The 22,528-nt window shown below is 62.9% G+C and carries 22 protein-coding genes and 1 pseudogene; 14 read left to right on the top strand and 9 right to left on the bottom strand.

The features are described from left to right. The first annotated feature begins 185 nt into the window (after window positions 1-185). Both SB756_RS18140 and greB read left to right on the top strand, forming a co-directional pair. Window positions 186-494: a hypothetical protein gene (locus tag SB756_RS18140; RefSeq protein WP_016500548.1), complete on the top strand. Its 309-nt coding sequence runs from the start codon at window positions 186-188 to the stop codon at window positions 492-494. Window positions 495-505: 11 nt separating this feature from the next. Beyond that, window positions 506-979, top strand: a complete 474-nt coding sequence (gene greB / locus SB756_RS18135; protein ID WP_410911293.1) for a transcription elongation factor GreB — start codon at window positions 506-508, stop codon at window positions 977-979. 64 nt (window positions 980-1,043) lie between these two features. Here the strand turns inward: greB and SB756_RS18130 are convergent, their stop codons facing one another. After that, window positions 1,044-3,551 carry an ABC transporter permease gene (locus tag SB756_RS18130; RefSeq protein WP_410911292.1) on the bottom strand — a complete coding sequence of 836 codons (2,508 nt, stop codon included), beginning with the start codon at window positions 3,549-3,551 and terminating at the stop codon, window positions 1,044-1,046. Then, a complete protein-coding gene (locus tag SB756_RS18125) occupies window positions 3,551-4,234 on the bottom strand; it encodes an ABC transporter ATP-binding protein (protein ID WP_016500545.1) in 684 nt (227 codons plus the stop codon). Before SB756_RS18125 ends, SB756_RS18130 begins: the two co-directional genes overlap by 1 nt. 10 nt (window positions 4,235-4,244) lie before the next feature. Here SB756_RS18125 and SB756_RS18120 point away from each other — a divergent pair, with 10 nt between their 5' ends. From SB756_RS18120 to SB756_RS18110, 3 genes are all read left to right on the top strand, one after another. Continuing rightward, complete coding sequence (locus SB756_RS18120) at window positions 4,245-4,850, top strand: arylesterase (RefSeq protein ID WP_410911291.1); 606 nt, start codon at window positions 4,245-4,247, stop codon at window positions 4,848-4,850. 58 nt (window positions 4,851-4,908) lie between these two features. Continuing rightward, window positions 4,909-5,199 carry a hypothetical protein gene (locus SB756_RS18115; RefSeq protein WP_016485900.1) on the top strand — a complete coding sequence of 97 codons (291 nt, stop codon included), beginning with the start codon at window positions 4,909-4,911 and terminating at the stop codon, window positions 5,197-5,199. A gap of 113 nt (window positions 5,200-5,312) precedes the next feature. Continuing rightward, window positions 5,313-6,290, top strand: a complete 978-nt coding sequence (locus SB756_RS18110; RefSeq protein WP_016500543.1) for a L,D-transpeptidase family protein — start codon at window positions 5,313-5,315, stop codon at window positions 6,288-6,290. A gap of 132 nt (window positions 6,291-6,422) precedes the next feature. On the opposite strand, the gene oprI is transcribed toward SB756_RS18110, so the two are convergent. Further along, on the bottom strand, window positions 6,423-6,674 hold the full coding sequence (gene oprI / locus SB756_RS18105; RefSeq protein ID WP_003259780.1) for an outer membrane lipoprotei OprI: 252 nt from the start codon (window positions 6,672-6,674) through the stop codon (window positions 6,423-6,425). A 508-nt stretch (window positions 6,675-7,182) separates the two neighbouring features. Between oprI and SB756_RS18100 the strand changes: the two genes are divergently transcribed. Further along, window positions 7,183-7,464 (top strand): GNAT family N-acetyltransferase, encoded by a 282-nt coding sequence (locus tag SB756_RS18100; RefSeq protein WP_016500542.1) that lies wholly within the window; start codon window positions 7,183-7,185, stop codon window positions 7,462-7,464. Window positions 7,465-7,602: 138 nt separating this feature from the next. Here the strand turns inward: SB756_RS18100 and SB756_RS18095 are convergent, their stop codons facing one another. Further along, a complete protein-coding gene (locus SB756_RS18095; RefSeq protein WP_341798154.1) occupies window positions 7,603-8,679 on the bottom strand; it encodes a 3-deoxy-7-phosphoheptulonate synthase in 1,077 nt (358 codons plus the stop codon). 233 nt (window positions 8,680-8,912) lie between these two features. Between SB756_RS18095 and SB756_RS18090 the strand changes: the two genes are divergently transcribed. From SB756_RS18090 to cysB, 4 genes and pseudogenes are all read left to right on the top strand, one after another. Continuing rightward, a complete protein-coding gene (locus tag SB756_RS18090) occupies window positions 8,913-9,092 on the top strand; it encodes a 2-dehydropantoate 2-reductase N-terminal domain-containing protein (protein WP_410911290.1) in 180 nt (59 codons plus the stop codon). Next, window positions 9,028-9,377 (top strand): annotated as a pseudogene (locus tag SB756_RS18085) (ketopantoate reductase C-terminal domain-containing protein); the annotation flags it as partial. The gene SB756_RS18090 and the pseudogene SB756_RS18085, both read left to right, overlap by 65 nt. A gap of 138 nt (window positions 9,378-9,515) precedes the next feature. Next, window positions 9,516-10,013 carry a universal stress protein gene (locus SB756_RS18080; RefSeq protein WP_341798155.1) on the top strand — a complete coding sequence of 166 codons (498 nt, stop codon included), beginning with the start codon at window positions 9,516-9,518 and terminating at the stop codon, window positions 10,011-10,013. Window positions 10,014-10,141: 128 nt separating this feature from the next. Beyond that, window positions 10,142-11,116, top strand: coding sequence for an HTH-type transcriptional regulator CysB (cysB, locus tag SB756_RS18075; protein WP_016485905.1), 975 nt, complete (start codon window positions 10,142-10,144; stop codon window positions 11,114-11,116). A 123-nt stretch (window positions 11,117-11,239) separates the two neighbouring features. Here cysB and SB756_RS18070 read toward each other — a convergent pair whose 3' ends face one another. The 5 genes from SB756_RS18070 to SB756_RS18050 form a co-directional block, all read right to left on the bottom strand. Next, a complete protein-coding gene (locus SB756_RS18070; protein ID WP_049276133.1) occupies window positions 11,240-11,974 on the bottom strand; it encodes a phosphoadenylyl-sulfate reductase in 735 nt (244 codons plus the stop codon). Window positions 11,975-12,053: 79 nt separating this feature from the next. After that, complete coding sequence (gene pabB, locus SB756_RS18065) at window positions 12,054-13,397, bottom strand: aminodeoxychorismate synthase component I (RefSeq protein WP_341798156.1); 1,344 nt, start codon at window positions 13,395-13,397, stop codon at window positions 12,054-12,056. Window positions 13,398-13,607: 210 nt separating this feature from the next. Then, window positions 13,608-14,588, bottom strand: a complete 981-nt coding sequence (locus tag SB756_RS18060) for an alpha-L-glutamate ligase-like protein (protein WP_016500536.1) — start codon at window positions 14,586-14,588, stop codon at window positions 13,608-13,610. Beyond that, on the bottom strand, window positions 14,588-16,123 hold the full coding sequence (locus SB756_RS18055; RefSeq protein ID WP_341798157.1) for an inactive transglutaminase family protein: 1,536 nt from the start codon (window positions 16,121-16,123) through the stop codon (window positions 14,588-14,590). Before SB756_RS18055 ends, SB756_RS18060 begins: the two co-directional genes overlap by 1 nt. A 5-nt stretch (window positions 16,124-16,128) precedes the next feature. After that, on the bottom strand, window positions 16,129-16,665 hold the full coding sequence (locus tag SB756_RS18050; RefSeq protein ID WP_016500534.1) for an ATP-dependent zinc protease: 537 nt from the start codon (window positions 16,663-16,665) through the stop codon (window positions 16,129-16,131). Between the two features lie 318 nt (window positions 16,666-16,983). Here SB756_RS18050 and SB756_RS18045 point away from each other — a divergent pair, with 318 nt between their 5' ends. The 4 genes from SB756_RS18045 to acnD all read left to right on the top strand — a co-directional run bounded on the left by SB756_RS18045 (window position 16,984) and on the right by acnD (window position 22,471). Continuing rightward, on the top strand, window positions 16,984-17,700 hold the full coding sequence (locus SB756_RS18045; protein ID WP_016500533.1) for a GntR family transcriptional regulator: 717 nt from the start codon (window positions 16,984-16,986) through the stop codon (window positions 17,698-17,700). Beyond that, a complete protein-coding gene (gene prpB, locus SB756_RS18040; protein ID WP_016485912.1) occupies window positions 17,697-18,587 on the top strand; it encodes a methylisocitrate lyase in 891 nt (296 codons plus the stop codon). The genes SB756_RS18045 and prpB overlap by 4 nt, the downstream gene beginning before the upstream one ends. A 58-nt stretch (window positions 18,588-18,645) precedes the next feature. Next, window positions 18,646-19,773 carry a 2-methylcitrate synthase gene (gene prpC, locus SB756_RS18035; protein ID WP_410911289.1) on the top strand — a complete coding sequence of 376 codons (1,128 nt, stop codon included), beginning with the start codon at window positions 18,646-18,648 and terminating at the stop codon, window positions 19,771-19,773. Window positions 19,774-19,882: 109 nt separating this feature from the next. After that, on the top strand, window positions 19,883-22,471 hold the full coding sequence (gene acnD, locus SB756_RS18030) for a Fe/S-dependent 2-methylisocitrate dehydratase AcnD (RefSeq protein WP_341798158.1): 2,589 nt from the start codon (window positions 19,883-19,885) through the stop codon (window positions 22,469-22,471). The last annotated feature ends 57 nt before the right edge of the window (window positions 22,472-22,528 follow it).

Here is a 22,528-nt window from a genome sequence, read left to right as displayed (position 1 = left end):
TGCTTGCGGCTTCTAGCTTGCAACTTGTAGCTCATCGCTCTAGCATACCGCCTGCGCCGATTTAAACAGCTACTTGCGGGGCGCAGGAAAGCCCCCTCCGGGCCCACCGAAATACCGCTAAAGCGCTGGTTCGGTGACGCCTCCCACCGCTGCCCAGCGGGATTCGCGAGGCGGAGAGAAGCTCCATGAGTTGTCCACGTACCAGTGTCTGTTTGAGCCCTTTGCCAGCCAGCCAGGCGGCCCGCACACCGCGCATTCTGCTCGGCGGCCAGCATCAGCCCACCCTTTTGCGTCACCTCGAAGGCCTGTCCCGTCGCAAGGGCCAGGCGCGTGCCTTCCTGATCCAGTTCGTCGATATCGGCTGCCACCTGGCGCAATACGGCAATGACCGTTTCGACCTGGCCGTTATCCAGGCCCCGGCGCCGGACGAGGCCGCCGAAGTCATTGGCCACCTCACCCGCATCGCGCGCCAAGGCCTGATTACCCGCCGCTGAGGAGTGCGCTGTTGAGTACCAACATCATCACCACGGAAGGCCATGAGGCGCTGAAGAAAGAGCTGGACCACCTGTGGCGCGTCTATCGCCCGGAGATCACCCAGAAGGTTGCCTGGGCGGCGTCACTGGGCGACCGCAGCGAAAATGCCGACTACCAGTACAACAAGAAGCTGCTGCGCGAAATCGACCGCCGGGTGCGTTACCTGCGCAAGCGGCTTGAAGATGTGAGGGTGGTGGCCTACTCGCCGCAACAGGAAGGCAAGGTGTTTTTTGGTGCCTGGGTCGAGATCGAGAATGACGATGGCGAGACCATGAAGTTTCGCATTGTCGGCTATGACGAGATCTACGGGCGCAACGATTACATCTCGATCGACTCGCCCATGGCGCGGGCCTTGCTCAAGAAGGAGGAGGGCGATGAGGTGGTGGTGCACACACCTACCGGTGAAGCGACCTGGTATGTGAAGGGCATCACTTACGGCCGGTAAGTTGATGTTGTCTTTGCCGGCCCCTTCGCGGGCATGCCCGCGAAGGGGCCGGTGCAGGTAACCCTCAACCCTCGCGCAACACCGCCAACGGGCTGGCATTCAGCGCCCGCCGCGTCCCCAGCACCCCTGCACCGCCCACCAGCAGCGCCCCCATCAGCGGCAGCGCCAGCAGCCACGGGTGCGGGCTCCACTGCAAGTCGAAGGCATAGCGGTACAGCACCAGGGTAATCAGCTCACAGCCCACTGCGGCCAACAACCCGCTGGCCGCCCCCAGCAAGCCGAACTCGATACGCCGTGCCTTGACCAGCAATGGCCGCGCCGCCCCCAGCGCACGCAGCAAGGCACCCTGGCGGATGCGTTCGTCCAGCGTTGACTGCAGGCCGGCAAACAACACCGCCAGCCCGGCGGCCAGTACGAAGAGCAGCACATACTCCACCGCCAGGGTCACCTGGGCGAGGATGCTGCGGAGCTGGTCGAGCAAGGCATCCACCTGCAGGATGGTCACCGCCGGGAATGCCCGTGACAGCGCCACCACGTCCAGGTCGTGGCCCGGCGCCAGGTAGAAGCTGGTCAGGTAGGTGGTCGGCAGCCCCTGCAGTGTGCCGGGCTGGAAGATCATGTAGAAGTTTGGCTGGAAGCTGTCCCAGTGCACGCTGCGCAGGCTGCTGACTCGGGCCTGGCGTTGCTGGCCGCCGATTTCGAAGGTTAGCAGGTCGCCCATTTTCAGTTTCAGGCTGCTGGCCAGCTCCGCCTCCACCGATACACCGGGGATTTCGTCGCTGCCGGGCAAGGCTTGCCACCAGTTGCCTGCGGTCAGTGCATTGCCTTCGGGCAGCTCGGCGGCCCAGGTCAGGCTGAGGTCGCGCTGCACGGCGCGCTCACCTGCCGTGTCCTTGCTGACGATTTGCTGTACCGGTTGCTCGTTGATTTGCACCAGGCGCCCCGGCGTTACCGGGTACAAAGGCGCTGAAGTGGCGTTGACCTGATGCAGGCGTTGAGCGAACGGCTCACGATCATCCGGCAGGATGTTCAGGGCGAAATGGTTGGGCGCATCCTTAGGTAACTGAGCTTGCCAAGTGTCGAGCAGTTCTGCGCGTAGCAGGGCGACCAACGCCATGGCTAGCAGGATCAGGCCGAAGGCCAAGGCCTGGCCGGCGGCGGCCGTGGGGTGGCGCAGCAACTGGCCCAGCCCCAGGCGCCAGGCCAGTGGCGCCCCGGCCAGCAGCTGGCGGAGGCTGCGCAAGCCGAGCAATAGCACGCCGCCGAGCAGTAATGCGGCGACCAGGCCGCCCCCGAGCAGGGCGAAGGTGAGCAACAGATCGAGGCTCAGGCGCCACATGATCAGGCCAAGGGCAAACAGAGCGGCGCCGTACACCAACCAACTGCTGGGCGGTGTCGGCAACAGATCACGGCGCAGTACCCGCAGTGGCGGGACCTGGCCCAGGGCGGCAATGGGTGGCAGGGCGAAGCCGGCCAGTGCAACCAACCCGGTGCCGATGCCGGCCAGGGCCGGGATGATGCCGCCTGCCGGCACCACGCTTGGCAGCAGGCCGTGCAGCAGGCGGAACAGGCCCAGTTGTGCCAGCCACCCGAGCAGGGCCCCGGCAAGGGCGGCAACCAGGCCGAGCATGGCCAGTTGCAGGCAATACAGGCCCAGTGCCTGGCGGCGCGAGAGACCCAGGCAGCGCAGTAGTGCGCTGGCATCCAGACGACGTGCGGCATAACGGCTGGCCGACAAGGCCACGGCGACCCCGGCCAGCAGCACCGCCACCAGACTGGCCATGTTCAGGTAGCGTTCGGCCTTGCCCAGGGCGCCGCCGATCTGCTGGTTGCCATCGCGGGTGTCGCGCAGGCGCTGGTTGGCGGCCAGGTCTTTTTCCACGCCCTGGCGGTATTGGGCCAGCGCCCCGGCATCGCCGCGCCACAGGTCGCGGTAGGTGACCCGGCTGCCCGGCTGGATTACACCGGTGGCCTCCAGGTCGGCCAGGTTCATCATCACCCGCGGGGTAAGGCTGTAGAAGTTGTTGGCGCGGTCCGGTTCGTAGGTCAGCACACGGCTCATGCGCAGGGTTTTCATGCCAACGTCGATGCTGTCGCCAATCGCCAGCCCCAGCGCCGCCAACAGGCGGGGCTCGACCCACGCCTCGCCAGGTGCCGGGCCGCCGCCAGGTGTTTCCTCGGCATAGGGCGCCGGCGCGCTGCGTACTTGCCCGCGCAATGGGTAGGCGCTGTCGGCGGCCTTGACGCTGGACAGCTGGATGCCGTTGTCGCCGCCCACCACACTGGTGAACTCGACCACCTGCGCGTGACGCAAGCCAAGTGCGGTGCCGGTATCGATCTGCTGCTCGCGGGCGGGGGCGCTCCCCTGCAGCACCAGGTCGGCACCCAGGAATTCGCTGGCGCGCAGTTGCATGGCGCCGTTCAGGCGGGCGCCGAAATAGCCGATGGCGGTGCTGGCGGCCACTGCTACCATCAGGGCAAAGAACAGCACGCGCACTTCGCTGGCGCGAATGTCGCGCAGCAACTGGCGCAGGGCCAGGCCGCACAGGCGGGACAACGGCATGTGCTTCATCAAGCCTCCACCGGCGCCACCAGGCGCCCCGCGTCCAGGCGGATCTGGCGGCGACAGCGCCGGGCCAGGCGTTCGTCATGGGTGACCAGCACCAGGGTGGTACCGCGCTCCTTGTTCAAGTCAAACAGCAAGTCGCTGATGCGCTCACCCGTGTGGCTGTCGAGGTTGCCGGTGGGCTCGTCGGCAAACAACACCGCAGGTTGTGCGGCGAAGGCGCGGGCGATGGCTACCCGCTGCTGTTCGCCGCCCGACAGTTGGCGTGGGGTGTGGCTCAGGCGCTTGCCGAGGCCGACCCGCTCCAGCAGGGAGCGCGCCTGCTCGCGGGCATCGCGGCGGCCGTCCAGCTCCAGTGGCAGCATGACGTTTTCCAGCGCATTGAGGCTGTCGAGCAACTGGAATGACTGGAACACGAAACCCACATGTTCGGCGCGTACCCGGGCGCGCTGGTCTTCATCCAGTGGCCCCAGGTCGTTGCCGGCGAGGATGACCTTGCCGGCACTGGGCAGGTCGAGGCCGGCGAGCAGACCGAGCAGGGTCGACTTGCCTGAGCCCGAGGCGCCGACGATGGCCAGGCTGTCGCCTTTGGCCAGTTCGAGGGAGAGCGCGTGGAGGATCGTCAGGTCACCTTCCGCGCTGGGGACCACTTTGCTAAGGTTCTGCGCAACGAGTATGTTGGGGCCCATGGAGAATCCGATGCGAATGTGGTGGTTGAGTGCCGGTCTGGCCCTGTATTGCCTGGCCCAGAGCGCGGCGGCGGGAACACTGCTGGTTGTTGGCGATAGTATCAGCGCCGGTTTTGGCCTGGATAGCCGCCAGGGTTGGGTCACTCTGTTGCAGACCCGCCTCAAGGACGAAGGTTTCGACGACAAAGTGGTCAATGCCTCGATCAGCGGCGACACCAGCGCAGGTGGCCAGGCGCGGCTGCCGGCGCTGCTTGCAGCGCATAAACCGAGCTTGGTGGTGCTGGAGCTGGGCGGCAACGATGGCCTGCGTGGGCAACCGCCCGCGCAATTGCAACAAAATCTTGCCTCGATGATTGAGGGGGCACGCCAGGCCGGTGCCAAGGTGGTGTTGCTGGGCATGCGCCTGCCGCCCAATTACGGGGTGCGCTACACCACCGCTTTTGCCAAGGTGTATGAACAGCTGGCTGCGGACAAACAGGTGCCGTTGGTGCCGTTTTTCCTCGAAGGGGTAGGGGGCGTGCCTGAGTTGATGCAGGCCGATGGCATCCATCCGGCCCAAGGTGCCCAGCAGCGCCTGCTGGAAAATGCCTGGCCGACGATAAAACCCTTGCTGTGACGCTTTAAACGGGGCGGGCTTTCGGCTAATGTTGCGCCCCCCGTTTCGAGTGCCCCCGATGCCCCGCCCTGCCTGGTCCCTGTATGCCTATCAACTGATCGAGCCCGATGAGCAGCTCGACCTGTTCGCCTGCCAGGAAATCCGCGTCCACCTGGTGGCCCGCCAGCTTGAGCTGGGCGTGCCGGTCGACCGTACCTTGTGCGGCGGCCTGCTGCCGGCGCAGCCGCGCTGGTCGGGGGTGCCGCGCGCGATCTACCGCGATAGCCGGCTGTGTGACCTCTGCCGAGCCATCCTCGATGCCCAGCGGCGCGGCATGCGCCCGGTCTGGCCAGAGCTGCAGGCGAGCTGAACGGCAAGCACCTTTCATCATCTGAAACGCTTGCATCGCGCCAATGCCTCCCGCTTGCATCGGCGCGGGTGTACAATCGATCCTCTTGACCCACCTTTCGAAGGATTTACCGGATGTTGCCGCGCTTTCCTGCCGTCACCCGTAGCCTGTCCCTGGCCGCCCTGCTGGTAGCGGGCCCCGCTGCTGCGCTGGAGCTGCCACTGCCACCGCCCGGTGAAGACATCGTCGGTCAGGTGCATGTGATCAAGGCAAAGTACGAGGACACGTTCGCCGACATCGGCACCGCCAACGACCTCGGCTACCTGGAAATGATTGCCGCCAACCCGGGCGTCGACCCTTGGCTGCCGGGCGCTGGCACCGAGATCATCCTGCCGACCCGCTACGTGCTGCCGCCTGGCCCGCGCGAAGGCATCGTCATCAACCTGGCCGAGTACCGCCTGTACTACTTCCCGAAAGGGCAGAACGTGGTACATACCTTCCCGCTAGGGATTGGTCGTGAGGGTTGGGGGTCGCCGATCGCCAATACCAAGATCACCGCCAAGACGCCGAACCCGACCTGGACGCCACCTGCTTCGATCCGCAAAGAGCACGCGGCGGACGGTGACATCCTGCCGACCGTAGTGCCGGCTGGCCCGGACAACCCGCTGGGGCCGTTCAAGTTCACCTTGGGCGTGCCGGGCTACCTGATCCACGGTTCGAACAAGAAGTTCGGCATTGGCATGCGTACCAGCCACGGCTGCTTCCGCATGCTCAACAACAACGTGCTGGAACTGTCGAAGATGGTGCCGGTGGGTACGCCGGTGCGCATCATCAACGAGCCTTACAAGTTCGGTATCAGCGGCGGCAAGGTCTATCTGGAAGCGCACACGCCCCTGGATGACCAGGGTAACCCGTCGGTAGTCGATAAACACACCGCCGTTATCAACGCCTTGCTCAAGCGTGAAGACCTGGCCAATAACCTGCGTATGAACTGGGACATGGTGCGTGACGTGGTGGCCGCAGAAGATGGCATGCCGGTAGAAATTGCCGTGCCGGTCGAGAACCAGGGTAGCGCACCTATGGTGTCGAGCATTCCGCCAGAACTGCAGTAAGGTAATTGCGACACATCACGGCCCGCCTTAGTGCGGGCCTTTTCGTTACTGCCTGGCGCATTTACCTTGCTGGCAGGCAATAAAAAAGCCGACCCACAAGTGGGTCGGCTTCTTAACAATCCGCGAGGATTATTACTTGCGGCTGGCTTTGTCCAGCATACGCAGAGCGCGCTCGTTGGCTTCGTCAGCGGTCTGCTGAGCCTTCTGAGCGGCTGCCAGTGCGTCGTCAGCCTTACGGTAGGCTTCGTCAGCACGAGCTTGAGCGCGAGCTGCTGCGTCTTCAGTCGCAGTCAGACGAGCTTCGGTTTCTTTGGATACGCTGCTGCAACCGGTAGCCAGAACTGCGGCCAGAGCCAGAGCAGAGAATTTCAGAACGTTGTTCATCGTGTTCCCCTTCAAGGACTTTCTATTAAATAGCCATCTCTCAGGAAAGAGAAACTGGCCGGCGTACATAGTACCCATTACTTGTAGTAAGTAAACTGACTGAGCGCAAGAACTGCAAAAAAAATGTGGCTTGGCGCCACGCCGACAAGATTTGCGACGTGCGTGTGAAAAAAACGTGCAGGGTTCGCAAGCGATTGTAGTGCCGGAACTTTTTTGTTGAACTAACGGTGACTTTAACTGTCCTTCGACGTCTTAAGCCCTACAACATCCGGCGGCTGTTGAAGGTAGCAGGGAAGAGTCGCTTTCTCAGCATTTTCGCCATTTTTCGCCGCTGCCACCTTGAGCAATCCCATTTGCGGCGCCTACTATCTTGTGAGTGCCACAGGATCCGAACGATTACAATCGTCCAGAGGTCGAAGGGGCAACAGGTGGCGTAGAGGATTTAGCGCCGGATAAACCACCATCGGTTAAGGTATGGGTCTGCCGAGAAGACCTGCGAGGAGTAGTGATGAGCGAAGCGCTGACCATCCACCATGACCAGGCCGGTCATCAGTTCGAGACCACCGTGGACGGTCATCGTGCCTATCTGACGTACATGGATCTGGGCAAGCAGACGCTGGACATCTATCGCACCTTCGTGCCCAACGCCTTGCGGGGCCGCGGGATTGCTGCCGCTTTGACCGAGCGGGCGCTGGAGTACGCTGAACAGATGGGCTATACGGTGATTCCGTCCTGCTCATATGTGGAACGCTACATGGAGCGCCAGCAGCGGCATTCGAGCAAGGCCTGACACTTTACTTAAAAAAACGGGGGCCGCTTCGCGCCCCATTCGCGGCACAAGGCCGCTCCTACAGGGATATGCGATCTCCTGTAGGAGCGGCCTTGTGCCGCGAATGGGGCGCGAAGCGGCCCCGCTTTTTTATATCAATCAGCCGCGCTTACGCTGCGGCAGCACATCCTTGAGCTTGGCATGCATGCTGCGCAAGGTTTTCTCGGTCGCGGACCAGTCGATGCACGAGTCGGTGACCGAGACGCCGTACTGCAATTCGTTCAGGTCTTTCGGAATCGACTGGCAGCCCCAGTTCAGGTGGCTTTCCACCATCAGGCCAATGATCGACTGGTTGCCTTCGAGGATCTGGTTGGCAACGTTCTCCATGACCAGCGGTTGCAGGGCCGGGTCCTTGTTGGAGTTGGCGTGGCTGCAATCGACCATGATGTTGGCCTTGATCTTGGCTTTGGCCAGGTCCTGCTCGCACAGGGCGACGCTGACCGAGTCGTAGTTCGGCTTGCCGTTGCCGCCGCGCAGTACCACGTGGCCGTACGGGTTGCCCTTGGTGGTGACGATGGACACGCCACCTTCCTGGTTGATACCGAGGAAGCGGTGTGGCTTGGACACCGACTGCAGGGCGTTGATGGCAACGGTCAGGCCGCCGTCAGTGCCGTTCTTGAAGCCGACCGCCGAGGACAGGCCCGAGGCCATTTCGCGGTGGGTCTGCGATTCGGTGGTGCGAGCGCCGATGGCCGACCAGCTGATCAGGTCCTGCAGGTATTGCGGGGAAATCGGGTCAAGCGCTTCGGTAGCGGTCGGCAGGCCCATTTCGGCCAGGTCCAGCAGCAGCTGGCGGCCAATGTGCAGGCCATCCTGGATCTTGAACGAGTCATCCAGGTACGGGTCGTTGATCAGGCCTTTCCAGCCGACGGTGGTGCGTGGCTTTTCGAAGTACACACGCATGACCAGGTACAGCGTATCGGACACTTCGGCGGCCAGCACCTTCAGGCGCTCGGCGTATTCGTGGGCGGCCTTGATGTCGTGGATGGAGCAAGGGCCGACTACGACGAACAGGCGATGGTCCTTGCCATCGAGAATATTGCGCACCACTTCACGGCCGGCAGTCACGGTCTGCAGGGCCTTGGCGCTGAGGGGGATTTCCTTCTTGAGCTGATCGGGGGTGATCAGGGTCTCGTTGGAGGCAACGTTCAAGTCATCGATCGGTAAATCAGCCATCGTGTTACTCGTCAGGTCACGGGTGCCGGCCGCCAACTGTCCCCGTGCGGCCCAGCAGCAAGAATAATCGCAGCGGGGAGCCGAACCTTAGCGCGTTACGGGTGGCGCGACAATGGGCTGAAGTCGCGTCAGCATGCTGTTTTCCCTGCTGTTGTGGCACTTTGGCGTGCATGGGCTAGCTGGCAGTGTGCAAGCTGTGTAAAAAGAAAGCTGACCTTGACCTGGAAATCGGCATGCATCCGCGCGCACCACGCATCGGCATCATTGGCAGCGGAGCTATTGGAGGCTTCTATGGCTTGATGCTGGCCCGGGCTGGTTTCGACGTGCATTTTCTGCTGCGCAGCGAGTCCGTCCAACGGTCTGTCGGTATTGCTGGGCGAAGGCACCGCCGGGCTGATGGCAAGCAGCCATGACCGTGAACTGATCCAGGCCCTGATGGCCGAGGTGTGCAAGGCGCTGCCGCCTGTGGGCATGTGTTACCCGAGGGGTATGCCGAGCACTTGTTCCAGATGACCGAGCGCATGCCTGACTATTGGCCAAGCATGTTTCACGACTATGCCCTCATGCGCCCGCTGGAGCTGCAGGCTATCTATGCAGAGCCGCTGGCGCGTGCGCGTATGGCAGGCTGCAGCTTGCCGGGCATGGGAACCCTGTACCAGGCCATGAGTTTCCTCGACACCAGAGATCGGCCCTGCTGACGGCGGCTTTGACCTTGGCGTTGCTTTTTTTGCGCGGGCCTGCAGGCCACGCCGGCAGCGCGCCGGACGGCAAAGCGTGCGTTCGGCGCGCTGCTAAGCTGAAGCTTGCTCTGCCGTTGCGGCAGTCGAGGAGGTCGAATGATCCGCTCCATGCTGTACGCCACCGACCTCGGTGTCTACGCCCCTTTTGTGATGCAGCACGCGCTGGCCTTGGCGCGCACGTTCAATGCCGAGTTGTATGTCATTCACGCCGTGGAGCCAATGGGCCAGTTCGCCGAATCCCTCCTGCAAAGCTACCTCGATGAGCAGACGCTCGACCAGTTGCATAGCCAGGGGGTGAACGCGGTGATGGCCAACATCGAGCAGCGCGTGCTGGAAAACTTCCGCGATGAGCTGGGCGAGGAGGCCGACCTTGCGGTGATCAAGGCGGTGCGGGTACGCCAGGGCGATCCGGCTCAGGTGATCCTTGACCAGGCGCAGCGGCTTAGCGTCGACCTGTTGATTTTCGGCAGCCACAGCGCCGGCGCCGGCGTGGATGTGCCCTTGGGGCGCACGGCAGTGCGACTGCTGCAACTGTCGCCGGTGCCGGTGTACATGGTGCCTTTGGCGCAGCACCTGGGGCGTAGGAAAATATGAAGTGGAGTGTCTGCTTTTTCCGAGAGTACGTAACAAAATAGTTCTAGATTTATTTCCAGAACCACTAATATAGTTATATATCGTCGCTGCCTGCTGCCGCGGACTCATCGCTGAACCGAGGGAAACCTATGAAGCTTCAACAACTGCGCTACATCTGGGAAGTGGCGCACCATGACCTCAACGTCTCCGCGACGGCGCAGAGCCTGTATACCTCCCAGCCAGGTATCAGCAAGCAGATCCGCCTGCTCGAAGATGAACTGGGTGTTGAAGTCTTTGCTCGCAGCGGCAAGCACCTCACCCGTGTCACCCCGGCCGGTGAGCGCATCATCAATACTGCCGGCGAAATCCTGCGCAAGGTCGAAAGCATCAAGCAGATTGCCCAGGAGTTCTCCAACGAGAAGAAGGGTACGCTGTCCATTGCCACCACCCACACCCAGGCGCGCTATGCCTTGCCGCCGGTGATCAGCAGCTTCATCAAGCAGTACCCGGAAGTGTCCCTGCACATGCACCAGGGTTCGCCCATGCAGATTGCCGAGATGGCTGCGGACGGTACGGTCGACTTCGCCATCGCCACCGAGGCGCTGGAGCTGTTCGGCGACCTGATCATGATGCCGTGCTACAAGTGGAACCGCTGCGTGGTGGTGCCGCAAGGTCACCCGCTGGCCAAGCTGCCGAAACTGACCCTGGAAGCGGTTGCCGAATACCCGATCGTTACCTATGTGTTTGGTTTTACCGGGCGCTCGAAGCTGGACGAAGCCTTCAACCACCGTGGCCTTACGCCAAAAGTGGTGTTCACCGCAGCAGACGCCGACGTGATCAAGACCTATGTGCGCCTGGGGCTGGGCGTGGGTATCGTCGCGGGTATGGCCGTGGACGCCAAACTCGACAATGACCTGGTGGCCCTGGATGCCAGCGAGCTGTTCGAAGCCAGCATTACCAAGATCGGCTTCCGTCGTGGCACCTTCCTGCGCGGCTTCATGTGCGACTTCATCGAGAAGTTCGCCCCGCACCTGACCCGCGAAGTGATGGCCAAGGCCATTCAGTGCCATAACAAGCAAGAGCTTGAAGAACTGTTCGCAGGCGTTGAACTGCCGGTGCACTGATCCGCAATTGTGCGGGGCCGCTTTGCGGCTCTTTCGCGGCACAAGGCCGCTCCTACAGGGGATGCGATCTCATGTAGGAGCGGCCTTGTGTCGTGATAGGGCTGCAAAGCAGCCCCGGCTATCTCAAGCCTTGCTGATCAGGTTGCCGGCGTGCAGCCCGCATTCCTTTTGCGTCGACTCTTCCCACCACCAACGCCCTTCACGCTCATGCTGGTTCGGCAGCACCGGACGGGTGCATGGCTCGCAGCCGATGCTGATGAAGCCGCGCTCATGCAGGCTGTTATATGGCAGCTCAAGCATGCGGATATAACCCCACACCTCTTCACTGCTCATCTGCGCCAGCGGGTTGAACTTGTACAGGGTGCGCTCGGGCGTGGAGAAGGCGCTGTCGATTTCCAGTGCCGCCACCTGGCTGCGGGTGCCTGGGCTCTGGTCGCGGCGCTGGCCGGTGGCCCAGGCGCTCACGGTGGCCAGCTTGCGACGCAGCGGCTCGATCTTGCGAATACCGCAGCACTCGCCGTGGCCGTCCTTGTAGAAGCTGAACAGGCCCTTTTCCTTGACGAAGGGGTCGAGTTGGGCACGGTCGGGGCTGAGCAGTTCAATCGGCAGGTTGTACTGCTCGCGCACCTGGTCGATGAACCGGTAGGTCTCCGGGTGCAGGCGGCCGGTGTCGAGGCTGAACACTTTGACCTGCTTGTTCAGCTTCCAGGCCATGTCGACCAGCACCACGTCCTCGGCGCCGCTGAAGGAGATCCACAGGTCATCACCAAAATGCTCGAAGGCGAGCTTGAGAATGTCCTGCGGGGACTTGTTGGCGTAGGTCGCGGCCAGGGCGGCGACGTCGAAGGGTTGGCTCATCAGGCGGTTTCCATCTTGGCTGTGGCGCTGTGCGCTCGTAGTAAGGTGATGGTAACAAAAAAACGCGGGCTAGACGGACTCACAAGCCCTGCAAGGTCTGCATCAACACCCGCACTTTGGCGATCGACTCTTCATATTCGGCCTGCCATTCGGAGTCGGCCACCACCGCACCGCCGCCCCAGCAACTGACCTGGCCGTCCTTGACCAGCAGGCTGCGAATGGCAATCGAGCTGTCCATCTCGCCGCGCACATCCACATACAGCAGCGAGCCGCAGTAAAGCGCCCGGCGTGCAGGCTCCAGCTCGTCGATGATCTGCATGGCGCGAATCTTCGGCGCCCCGGTGATCGAGCCGCCGGGGAAGCTGTCGCCGATCAGGTCCAGGGCATCCTTGTCGCTGGCCAGCTGGCCGGTGATGCTGCTGACCAGGTGGTGGACGTTGGGGTAGCTCTCCAGGCTGAACAGCTCCGGTACCTTCACAGAACCGATCTTGCAGGTACGCCCCAGGTCGTTGCGCAGTAGGTCGACGATCATGAGGTTTTCCGAGCGGTCCTTGGGGCTGTGCAGCAGCTCCTCGGCATTGCGCTTGTCTTCAATCGGGTCGCTGGCGCGCGGGCGAGTGCCCTTGATTGGCCGGGTTTCCACCTGCCCCTGGCTGACGCGGACGAAGCGCTCCGGGGAGAAGCTGAGCAAGGCACTGCCATCGGCCAGTTGCTGGTAGCCGGAAAACGGCGTGGGGCAAGCTTGTCGCAGGGCCTGATAGGCGCGCCAGGGGTCGCCCTGGCAGGGCGCGCGAAAGCGCTGGGTAAGGTTGATCTGGTAGCAGTCGCCGGCCTGGATGTAGCGCTGTACCTGGTCGAAGGCGGCCCGGTACTGGTCGGGCTGCAGGTCACCGGCCATCGGCGCGAGCAGCTTGAAGTCGCCGCTTGCAGTGTCGCAGGCGCCTTCGAAAAGCGTGATCAGGCGTTCGCGTTCACTGCTGGCCAGGCTTGGGTGGAACACCAGCTGGCTGGTGCCGTGCACATGGTCGCTGACCAGTGCCCAGGCATATAGCCCCAGTTGCGCGTCGGGCAGGCCGAGGTCGTCCACGGCCAGGCTTGGCAGGTGTTCCAGGCGGCGACCGAAATCGTAGCTCAGGTAGCCGATCAGGCCACCGGCGAAGGGTAGCTCGCTGCCTTCGGGCAGTTGTGCATGGCCCAGGTGGGCCAGGCCGTCGCGCAGGCGCTGGAGGAAGGCGCTGCCTTCTTCATCGGGGTGCGCTTGCAGCTGTTGCAGCGGCCAGGCGCTGAGCAGGTCGAAGCGGCCGCGTTCGGCGCCGGGGCGGGCGCTGTCGAGCAGGATCGCGCCGGGGGCCTGGCGCAAGCGGGCGAAATAGGCGGCTGGGTCAGGCTGGTAGGGCAGGGGGTAAAGCGTACAGGTCGGCATCAGTGTGGACGGCGATGTAAAAGCGAGGAGGGCGATTGTAGACCTGTGTAGGAAAAGCGCCTAGCACTGGGCGCGACATTCGCCAGTGTGTTTGGCCCATTCGCAGCACAAGGCTGCTCCTACAGGTGAAACGCAGCCCTGTAAGCCTGCGCAGTATTCTGTAGGAGCAGCCTTGTGCTGCGAATGGGCTGCAAGGCAGCCCCCGGCAATTCAGCGGTTAGGCACGTGCCCGAACAAACCCTGAGCTACCCGAACCCGCTGTTCGGCATCTTCGGTAATGCCATCCTTGGCCAGCGCTTCGATATGCGCCTCAATGGCGTGGGTGCGCTGGGTCAGACCGCAGTCGTTGGCAATCTGGATGTTAAGGCCCGGGCGGGCGTTGAGCTCGAGAATCAGCGGGCCTTTTTCCTGGTCCAGCACCATGTCCACGCCGATGTAGCCCAGCCCGCACAGTTCATAGCAGCCGGCGGCCAGCTTCATGAAGCCGTCCCAGTTCGGCAGCTGCACGCCATCCACCGCATTGGTGGTGTCCGGGTGCTTGCTGATGATGTTGTTCAGCCAGGTACCGCGCAAGGTCACGCCGGTGGCCAGGTCAACGCCCACGCCGATGGCACCCTGGTGCAGGTTGGCCTTGCCGCCCGACTGGCGGGTCGGCAGGCGCAGCATGGCCATTACCGGGTACCCCATCAGCACGATGATGCGGATGTCCGGCACGCCTTCGTAGCTGATGCTTTTGAAGATCTGGTCGGGGGTAACCCGGTACTCGATCAGCGCGCGGTCGCGGTGGCCGCCCAGCGAGTACAGGCCGGTGAGGATGCTCGAAATCTGGTGTTCGATTTCCTCATGGCTGATGATCTTGCCCGACACCGTGCGGTAGCGGTCCTCGAAGCGGTCGGCGATCACCAGGATGCCGTCACCGCCGGCGCCTTGCGCCGGCTTGATGACGAAATCGCTGCGCCCGCCAATGATCTGGTCGAGCTTGTCGATTTCTTTCTCGGTTTCGATGATGCCGTACATTTCCGGCACATGGATACCGGCCGCCAGGGCGCGCTCCTTGGTGATGATCTTGTCGTCGACGATCGGGTACAAGCTGCGCTTGTTGTACTTCAACACGTAGTCCGCGTTGCGCCGATTGATACCCATGATGCCCCGGGCCTCCAGGGCTTTCCACGTCTTGATCAGGCCAAACATCAGGCGTCAGCCTTCTTCAGGAATGCCTTGAAGCGCACGAGTTCGGTCAGGCGGTAGCCACGGTAGCGGCCCATCGCCAGCATGAAGCCCACCAGGATCAGCAGTACGGCCGGGAACGTGAACACGAAGTACACCAGCTCCGGCACCATCATCAGCAGGTGCGCCAAAGAGGCTGCAAACAGGGTGCCGATGGCCACTTTCATGGCATGGCCACCGCCACGTTCTTCCCAGGTGATCGACAGGCGCTCGATGGTCATGGTCAGGATCACCATCGGGAACAATGCCACCGACAGCCCGCGCTCAAGGCCCAGCTTGTGGCTGAACAGGCTGATGGCGGCGATCAGCACCACGACGAAGGTCAGCACCACCGACAGGCGTGGCAACATTTGCAGCTTGAGGTGTTCCAGGTACGAGCGTAACGACAGGCCAAGCGCGGTAATCACCGTGAACAGCACGATGCCAAAGCCCAGTTGGGTCTCGCGGAAGGCCAGGGCGATCAGCACGGGGGTGAAGGTACCCAGGGTCTGCAGGCCGACCAGGTTGCGCAGCACCAGGATCACCAGCACGCCGATAGGGATCATGACCATGATCATGAAGGTTTGCTGGGTCTGCAGCGGCAGGCTGTACAGCGAGTACTCGAGGAAGTCGGCGTCGGTGTTCTCGTCGGTCAGCTTGGCCAGGCGGATGGCGTTCATCTCGCTGTTGTTCATGCTGAAGGTGACGTTGGCCTTCTTGCCGCCATCGACGGTGATCAGGTTGTCGTCACCGGTCCACCACAGCAGGCGGTCGCTGGGCAGGCCTTGCTCGCCGGTGTCCGGGTTGAAGTACAGCCAGTCGTTACCGTTGAAGCTGCGCAACCACAGCTCCGGGGTTTGCGGGGTGTCGGCCACCAGGCGGATGGTGTGCACCTTTTCCATCGGTACGTGGGCGATCGACAGCAGCAGGTCGATGATCTGGGCTTTCTTCATCGGCGAGGTGTCGCCGGCCAGCAGCAGCTTGACGTTGTCGTCGTTGAGGTTGTTGACCCGCTTGATGGTCTCGCTGACGAAGGTCTCTACGTCGGCAGAGTGCTGGCGAATCGGCGCCATCAGGGCTTCGGCGGCGATCTTCTCGGGGCCTTCGATAGCCAGGCTGTCACGGAAGGTCGGGCCTTTGACCGTGGTCTTCTCGTTGCTGTAGCGCTTGGTCAGCACCAGGCGGTAGTAGAGGGTCTGGTTGCCGCTGGCGCGGCGGGCCGACCAGGTGACCTTGCGGTTACCGTCGGCACGGTTGACGCTCACCCCGTAGTTGTTGGAGATGAAGCTCTCGTTGAGGCTGACATAGTCGCGGTTCAGCGGTGGCACGAACATCTGCACCTTGACCGGGTCCTTGGTGCTGGCCACGAACTCGACCTTGGCGTCGATGTTCCACAGGTCGTCGGTTTCATCCTCGGTCACCGGGATGCCGAGGAAGAAGATCTGGTAAGCCGTGACCGCCACACCCAGTAGCACCAGTACGGTGATCAGGACTTTCAGATGGAGGGTAAGAGAGCGCATCGGAATTACTCTGCTTTGTGAGCGTCGGTGGCACAGGCAGGTTTGCCGGCCGCATATTTAAGGCTTGGGTCGACCAGCGCGTCGAAGTGCTTGAGTGCCTCGGAGCCGATCAGCAGCGGGAACTGGAAGGCGCTGCGGTCGGTGAGGTTGACTTCGATGGTGCGCATGGCCTGGCCCATGCAGATTTCAAGTTCGATGACCGGGCGTGCCGTGTAGGCCTTGCCCGATTCGGCATCATAGTCGCCGGCCCGGCGCTTGATCTTGCTTACGCGTGCCAGCGGGCGCTCGATCGGGTGCGAGTGGGCAGCATCGATGGCCAGGTAGAAGCGCACCCAGCTTTCGCCGTTGCGCTTGAACCGCTTGATATCGCGGGCGCTGAGCGAGGCGGTTTTGGCACCGGTGTCGAGCTTGGCGGCCACTTCCAGGTCCAGGTCGCCCAGCCGTGCATATTCGTTGAGACCATAGACGGTCTTGCCCGCAGCCTGACCAAGGGCCGGCAGCAGGGTGAGGCATAGCAGCAATAAAACGGGTGTAAGTCTCATAATCCTGGCGCGGTGCAGTGCAAGGTTCTAGGCAAGGTTCTAGGCAAGGTTCTGGTCAAGGCGACTGGCAACTACTGCGCAAGCTTCCTCTTTTATCTGTCAACAAGCATGAATGTATGACAGACAGGCTATCCATACCCCATCGGAGGCGCGGCATTCTATCACGCCGACGTATTGACGCCAGCGGTGCGCGATCTGACAGCACCGGGCGGGGGTTAGTTCGTTATTAGACAATTGTCGACAATATTCATTTTGTCTTTGACTGGCGAGCCTGTTTTCGCTAATTTCTGGCAAAGAGATTTTCAAGGTGTCGACAATATGCAGGACCTTTCCACCGCCAGCCCGGTGCTGACAGACGAAACGGAAACCTTGTCTGAAAACGTCTTCCGGCGCATTCAGGCGGCCATCGTCAAGGGCGAAATTGCCCCCGGCAGCAAGATTTCCGAGCCGGAGCTGGCGCGCACCTACGGCATCAGCCGTGGGCCGTTGCGCGAGGCCATCCACCGCCTGGAGGGCCAGCGCCTGCTGGTGCGCGTACCGCATGTGGGCGCGCGCGTGGTATCGCTGAACCACGCCGAACTGATCGAGCTGTACGAAATTCGCGAGTCGCTGGAAGGCATGGCCTGCCGCCTGGCAGCCGAACGCATGAGCCAGGGCGACATCGACGAACTGCGCCGTGTGCTTGATACCCACGAGCGCGATGCCGCATTCCAGGCTGGTGTGGGTTACTACCAGCAAGAAGGCGACTACGACTTCCATTACCGGATCATCCAGGGCAGCGGCAACCAGACCCTGGTCAAGATGCTGTGCGGCGAACTGTACCAACTGGTGCGCATGTACCGCATCCAGTTCTCTGCCACGCCCAACCGGCCACGCCAGGCTTTTGCCGAACACCACCGCATCCTCGATGCCATCGCCGACCGTGACGGCGAGCTGGCCGAACTCCTGATGCGCCGCCACATCGGCGCGTCCAAGCGCAACATCGAGCGTCACTATCTGGACGCCCACAACAACAGCCCACGAGGTGAGAAATGACTGTGAAGAGCACCCCCGGTCAGCGTTTCCGCGACGCCGTAGCTGCCGAACATCCCCTGCAGGTGGTTGGCGCCATCAACGCCAACCATGCCCTGCTGGCCAAGCGCGCCGGCTTCAAGGCCATCTACCTGTCCGGCGGCGGCGTGGCCGCAGGCTCGCTGGGCTTGCCGGACCTGGGCATCACCGGCCTGGACGACGTGCTCACCGATGTGCGCCGCATTACCGACGTGTGCGACGTGCCGTTGCTGGTGGATGTCGACACCGGCTTCGGTGCGTCGGCCTTCAACGTCGCCCGCACCGTACGTTCCATGAGCAAGTTTGGCGCTGCTGCCATCCATATCGAGGATCAGGTGGGCGCCAAACGCTGCGGCCACCGTCCGAACAAGGAAATCGTCAGCCAGCAGGAAATGGTCGACCGCATCAAGGCCGCTGTCGATGCCCGTAGCGATGACAGCTTCGTGATCATGGCGCGTACTGACGCCTTGGCCGTCGAAGGCCTGAACGCTGCCCTTGATCGCGCCGAGGCCTGCATCGAGGCTGGCGCCGACATGATCTTCCCGGAAGCCATCACTGAACTGCAGATGTACAAGACGTTCGCTGATCGGGTGAAGGCGCCGATTCTGGCCAACATCACCGAATTCGGCGCCACGCCGTTGTACACCACCGAAGAGCTGGCCTCGGTCGACGTGTCGCTGGTGCTGTACCCGCTGTCGGCGTTCCGTGCCATGAACAAGGCCGCCGAGAACGTGTACACCGCGCTGCGCCGCGACGGCACCCAGAAAAACGTGATCGACACCATGCAGACCCGTATGGAGCTCTACGATGCCATCGGTTACCACGCCTTCGAGCAGAGCCTCGACGCGTTGTTTGCCCAGAAGAAAGGCTGAGCAACACCCCGAATTAGCCAGAATAAATCCATAACAAATTCAAGAAAGGAGAAACACCATGGCCGAAGCGAAAGTACTCAGTGGCGCAGGCCTGCGTGGCCAGGTGGCCGGCCAGACCGCACTGTCGACCGTTGGCCAGGCCGGTGCCGGGCTGACCTACCGGGGTTACGACGTGCGTGACCTGGCGGCAGGTGCCGAGTTCGAAGAAGTCGCTTACCTGCTGCTGTACGGCGAGCTGCCAACCCAGGCCGAGCTGGCCGACTACAAGCTCAAGCTCAAAGGCCTGCGTGACCTACCGCAAGCATTGAAGGAAGTGCTGGAGCGCATCCCGCGTGACGCCCACCCGATGGACGTGATGCGCACCGGTTGCTCGGTACTGGGTACCCTGGAGCCCGAGCTCACCTTCGAAGCCCAGCGCGACAAGACCGACCGCCTGCTGGCGCTGTTCCCGGCAGTGATGTGCTACTGGTACCGCTTCACGCACCATGGCGTGCGCATCGATTGCACCAGTGACGAAGACACGCTCGGCGGCCATTTCCTGCACCTGCTGCACGGCAAGAAGCCGAGCGAGCTGCACGTCAAGGTCATGAACGTGTCGCTGATCCTGTACGCCGAGCACGAGTTCAACGCCTCCACTTTCACCGCCCGCGTTTGCGCCTCGACCCTGTCCGACCTGTACTCCTGCGTCACCGCTGCCATCGGCTCGCTGCGCGGCCCGCTGCACGGCGGTGCCAACGAGGCGGCGATGGAGCTGATCGAGCGCTTCCAGAGCCCGCAGGAAGCCACTGCCGAGCTGCTGCGCATGCTGGAGCGCAAGGACAAGATCATGGGCTTTGGCCATGCCATCTACAAAGAGTCCGACCCGCGCAACGAGGTGATCAAGGGCTGGTCGAAGCAGCTGGCCGACGAAGTGGGGGACAGCGTGCTGTACCCGGTTTCAGAAGCCATCGACAAGACCATGTGGGAGCAGAAGCGGCTGTTCCCCAACGCTGACTTCTACCATGCCTCGGCGTACCACTTCATGGGTATCCCGACCAAGCTGTTCACCCCGATCTTCGTCTGCTCGCGCCTGACCGGCTGGGCGGCGCATGTCTTCGAACAGCGTGCCAACAACCGCATCATCCGCCCGAGCGCCGAGTATGTCGGCGTCGAGCAGCGCCAGTTCGTGCCGATCGAGCAGCGCTGAAACCGAACCTGTGGGGTGGCCTGTTCCGGCGATGAGGCCGGAACAGCCAACACAGGACAGCAATTAGAAAGCTATCCACGACCGTACCGTGACCGAGCCTGATAACGATATGAACACAGCATTCCGCAAGCACCTTCCAGGCACCGACCTGGACTACTTCGATGCCCGTGCGGCGGTCGAGGCGATCAAGCCCGGCGCTTACGACGGCCTGCCTTACACGTCCCGCGTGCTCGCCGAAAACCTGGTGCGCCGCTGCGACCCGGCCACCCTCGACGCCTCGCTGGGCCAACTGATCGAACGCCAGCGCGACCTCGACTTCCCGTGGTTCCCGGCCCGCGTGGTGTGCCACGACATCCTCGGCCAGACCGCGCTGGTCGACCTCGCCGGCCTGCGCGATGCCATCGCCGACAAGGGTGGCGACCCGGCCGCCGTCAACCCGGTGGTGCCGGTACAACTGATCGTCGACCACTCGCTGGCAGTGGAGTGCGGTGGCTTCGACCCGCAGGCCTTCGAAAAGAACCGGGCCATTGAAGACCGCCGCAACGAAGACCGCTTCCACTTCATCAACTGGACCAAGAAGGCGTTCAAGAACGTCGACGTGATCCAGCCGGGCAACGGCATCATGCACCAGATCAACCTGGAGAAGATGTCGCCTGTCATCCACAACGACCGCGGCGTGGCCTACCCGGACACCTGCGTCGGCACCGACAGCCACACCCCGCATGTCGACGCCCTGGGCGTGATCGCCATTGGCGTTGGCGGCCTGGAAGCCGAAAACGTGATGCTCGGCCGCGCTTCGTGGATGCGCCTGCCGGAAATCGTCGGCGTCGAGCTGACCGGCAAGCTGGCACCGAACATCACCGCCACCGACCTGGTGCTGGCCCTGACCGAATTCCTGCGTAAACAGAAAGTCGTCGGCGCCTACCTTGAATTCCACGGCGAGGGCGCCCGCGCGCTGACCTTGGGTGACCGCGCCACCATTTCCAACATGGCCCCGGAATACGGCGCCACCGCCGCTATGTTCGCCATCGACCAGCAGACCATCGACTACCTGCGCCTGACCGGCCGCGAAGAGCAGCAGGTCAAGCTGGTGGAAACCTACGCCAAGGCGACCGGCCTGTGGGCCGACAGCCTGGGCGGCGCTGTCTACGAGCGCACCCTGAGCTTCGACCTGTCGAGCGTGGTGCGCAACATGGCCGGCCCGTCCAACCCGCACGCTCGCGTGGCTACCACCGACCTGGCAGCCAAAGGCATTGCCGGCAGTTGGGAAGAGGTGCCGGGGCAGATGCCGGACGGTGCGGTGATCATTGCCGCCATCACCAGCTGCACCAACACCAGCAACCCGCGCAACGTGATAGCCGCTGGCCTGATTGCACGCAATGCCAACAGGCTTGGCCTGGCCCGCAAACCGTGGGTCAAGTCGTCGCTGGCGCCAGGTTCCAAGGCTGTGCAGCTTTACCTGGAAGAAGCCGGGCTGGAGAAGGAGCTGGAGCAACTCGGTTTTGGTATCGTCGCCTTCGCTTGCACCACCTGCAACGGGATGTCTGGCGCGCTGGACCCGGTGATCCAGCAAGAAATCATCGACCGCGACCTGTACGCCACCGCCGTGCTGTCGGGTAACCGCAACTTCGACGGGCGTATCCACCCGTATGCCAAGCAGGCCTTCCTGGCTTCGCCGCCGCTGGTGGTGGCCTATGCCATTGCCGGCACCATCCGCTTCGACATCGAGAAGGATGTGCTGGGCGTGGTCGATGGCAAGGAAATCCGCCTCAAGGACATCTGGCCGAGCGATGAAGAGATCGACGCCGTGGTGCGTGCCGCGGTCAAGCCAGAGCAGTTCCGCAAGGTGTACATCCCGATGTTCGCCATCGAGGAAGACCGCGGGCCGAAAGTGGCGCCGCTGTATGACTGGCGCCCGATGAGCACCTACATCCGCCGCCCGCCGTATTGGGAAGGCGCGCTGGCCGGTGAACGTACCCTGCGCGGCATGCGCCCATTGGCGGTGCTGCCGGACAACATCACCACCGACCACCTGTCGCCGTCCAACGCCATCATGCTCGACAGCGCCGCCGGTGAATACCTGGCGAAAATGGGCTTGCCGGAAGAGGACTTCAACTCTTACGCCACCCACCGCGGCGACCACCTGACCGCCCAGCGTGCCACCTTCGCCAACCCCAAACTGTTCAACGAAATGGTGCGCAAGGAAGACGGCAGCGTGAAGCAGGGCTCGCTGGCGCGTATCGAGCCGGAAGGCAAGGTGACCCGCATGTGGGAGGCGATCGAGACCTACATGCAGCGCAAACAGCCGCTGATCATCGTGGCCGGCGCCGACTACGGCCAAGGTTCGTCCCGCGACTGGGCGGCCAAGGGCGTGCGCCTGGCGGGTGTCGAGGCCATCGTCGCCGAAGGCTTCGAGCGCATTCACCGCACCAACCTGGTGGGCATGGGCGTGTTGCCGCTGGAGTTCAAGCCAGGCACCGACCGCAAGACCCTGGGCCTGGACGGCAGCGAGACCTATGACGTGCTGGGCGCACGTACGCCACGGGCGACCCTGACGTTGGTGGTTACCCGCGCCAATGGCGAGCGCCTGGAAGTGCCGGTGACCTGCCGCCTGGACACCGCCGAGGAAGTGTCGATCTACGAAGCGGGCGGGGTGCTGCAGCGCTTTGCCCAGGACTTCCTCGAAGCGACCGCCTGAGCATGAACGGGGGCCGCTTTGCGGCCCTTTCGCGACACAAGGCCGCTCCCACAGCGT

The sequence above is a fragment of the Pseudomonas sp. SIMBA_068 genome (genome assembly GCF_046534705.1).
Lineage (GTDB): Bacteria > Pseudomonadota > Gammaproteobacteria > Pseudomonadales > Pseudomonadaceae > Aquipseudomonas > Aquipseudomonas putida.
The sequence above is the reverse complement of the archived record's forward strand: the minus strand, read 5'-3'. Positions and strand labels throughout refer to the sequence as shown.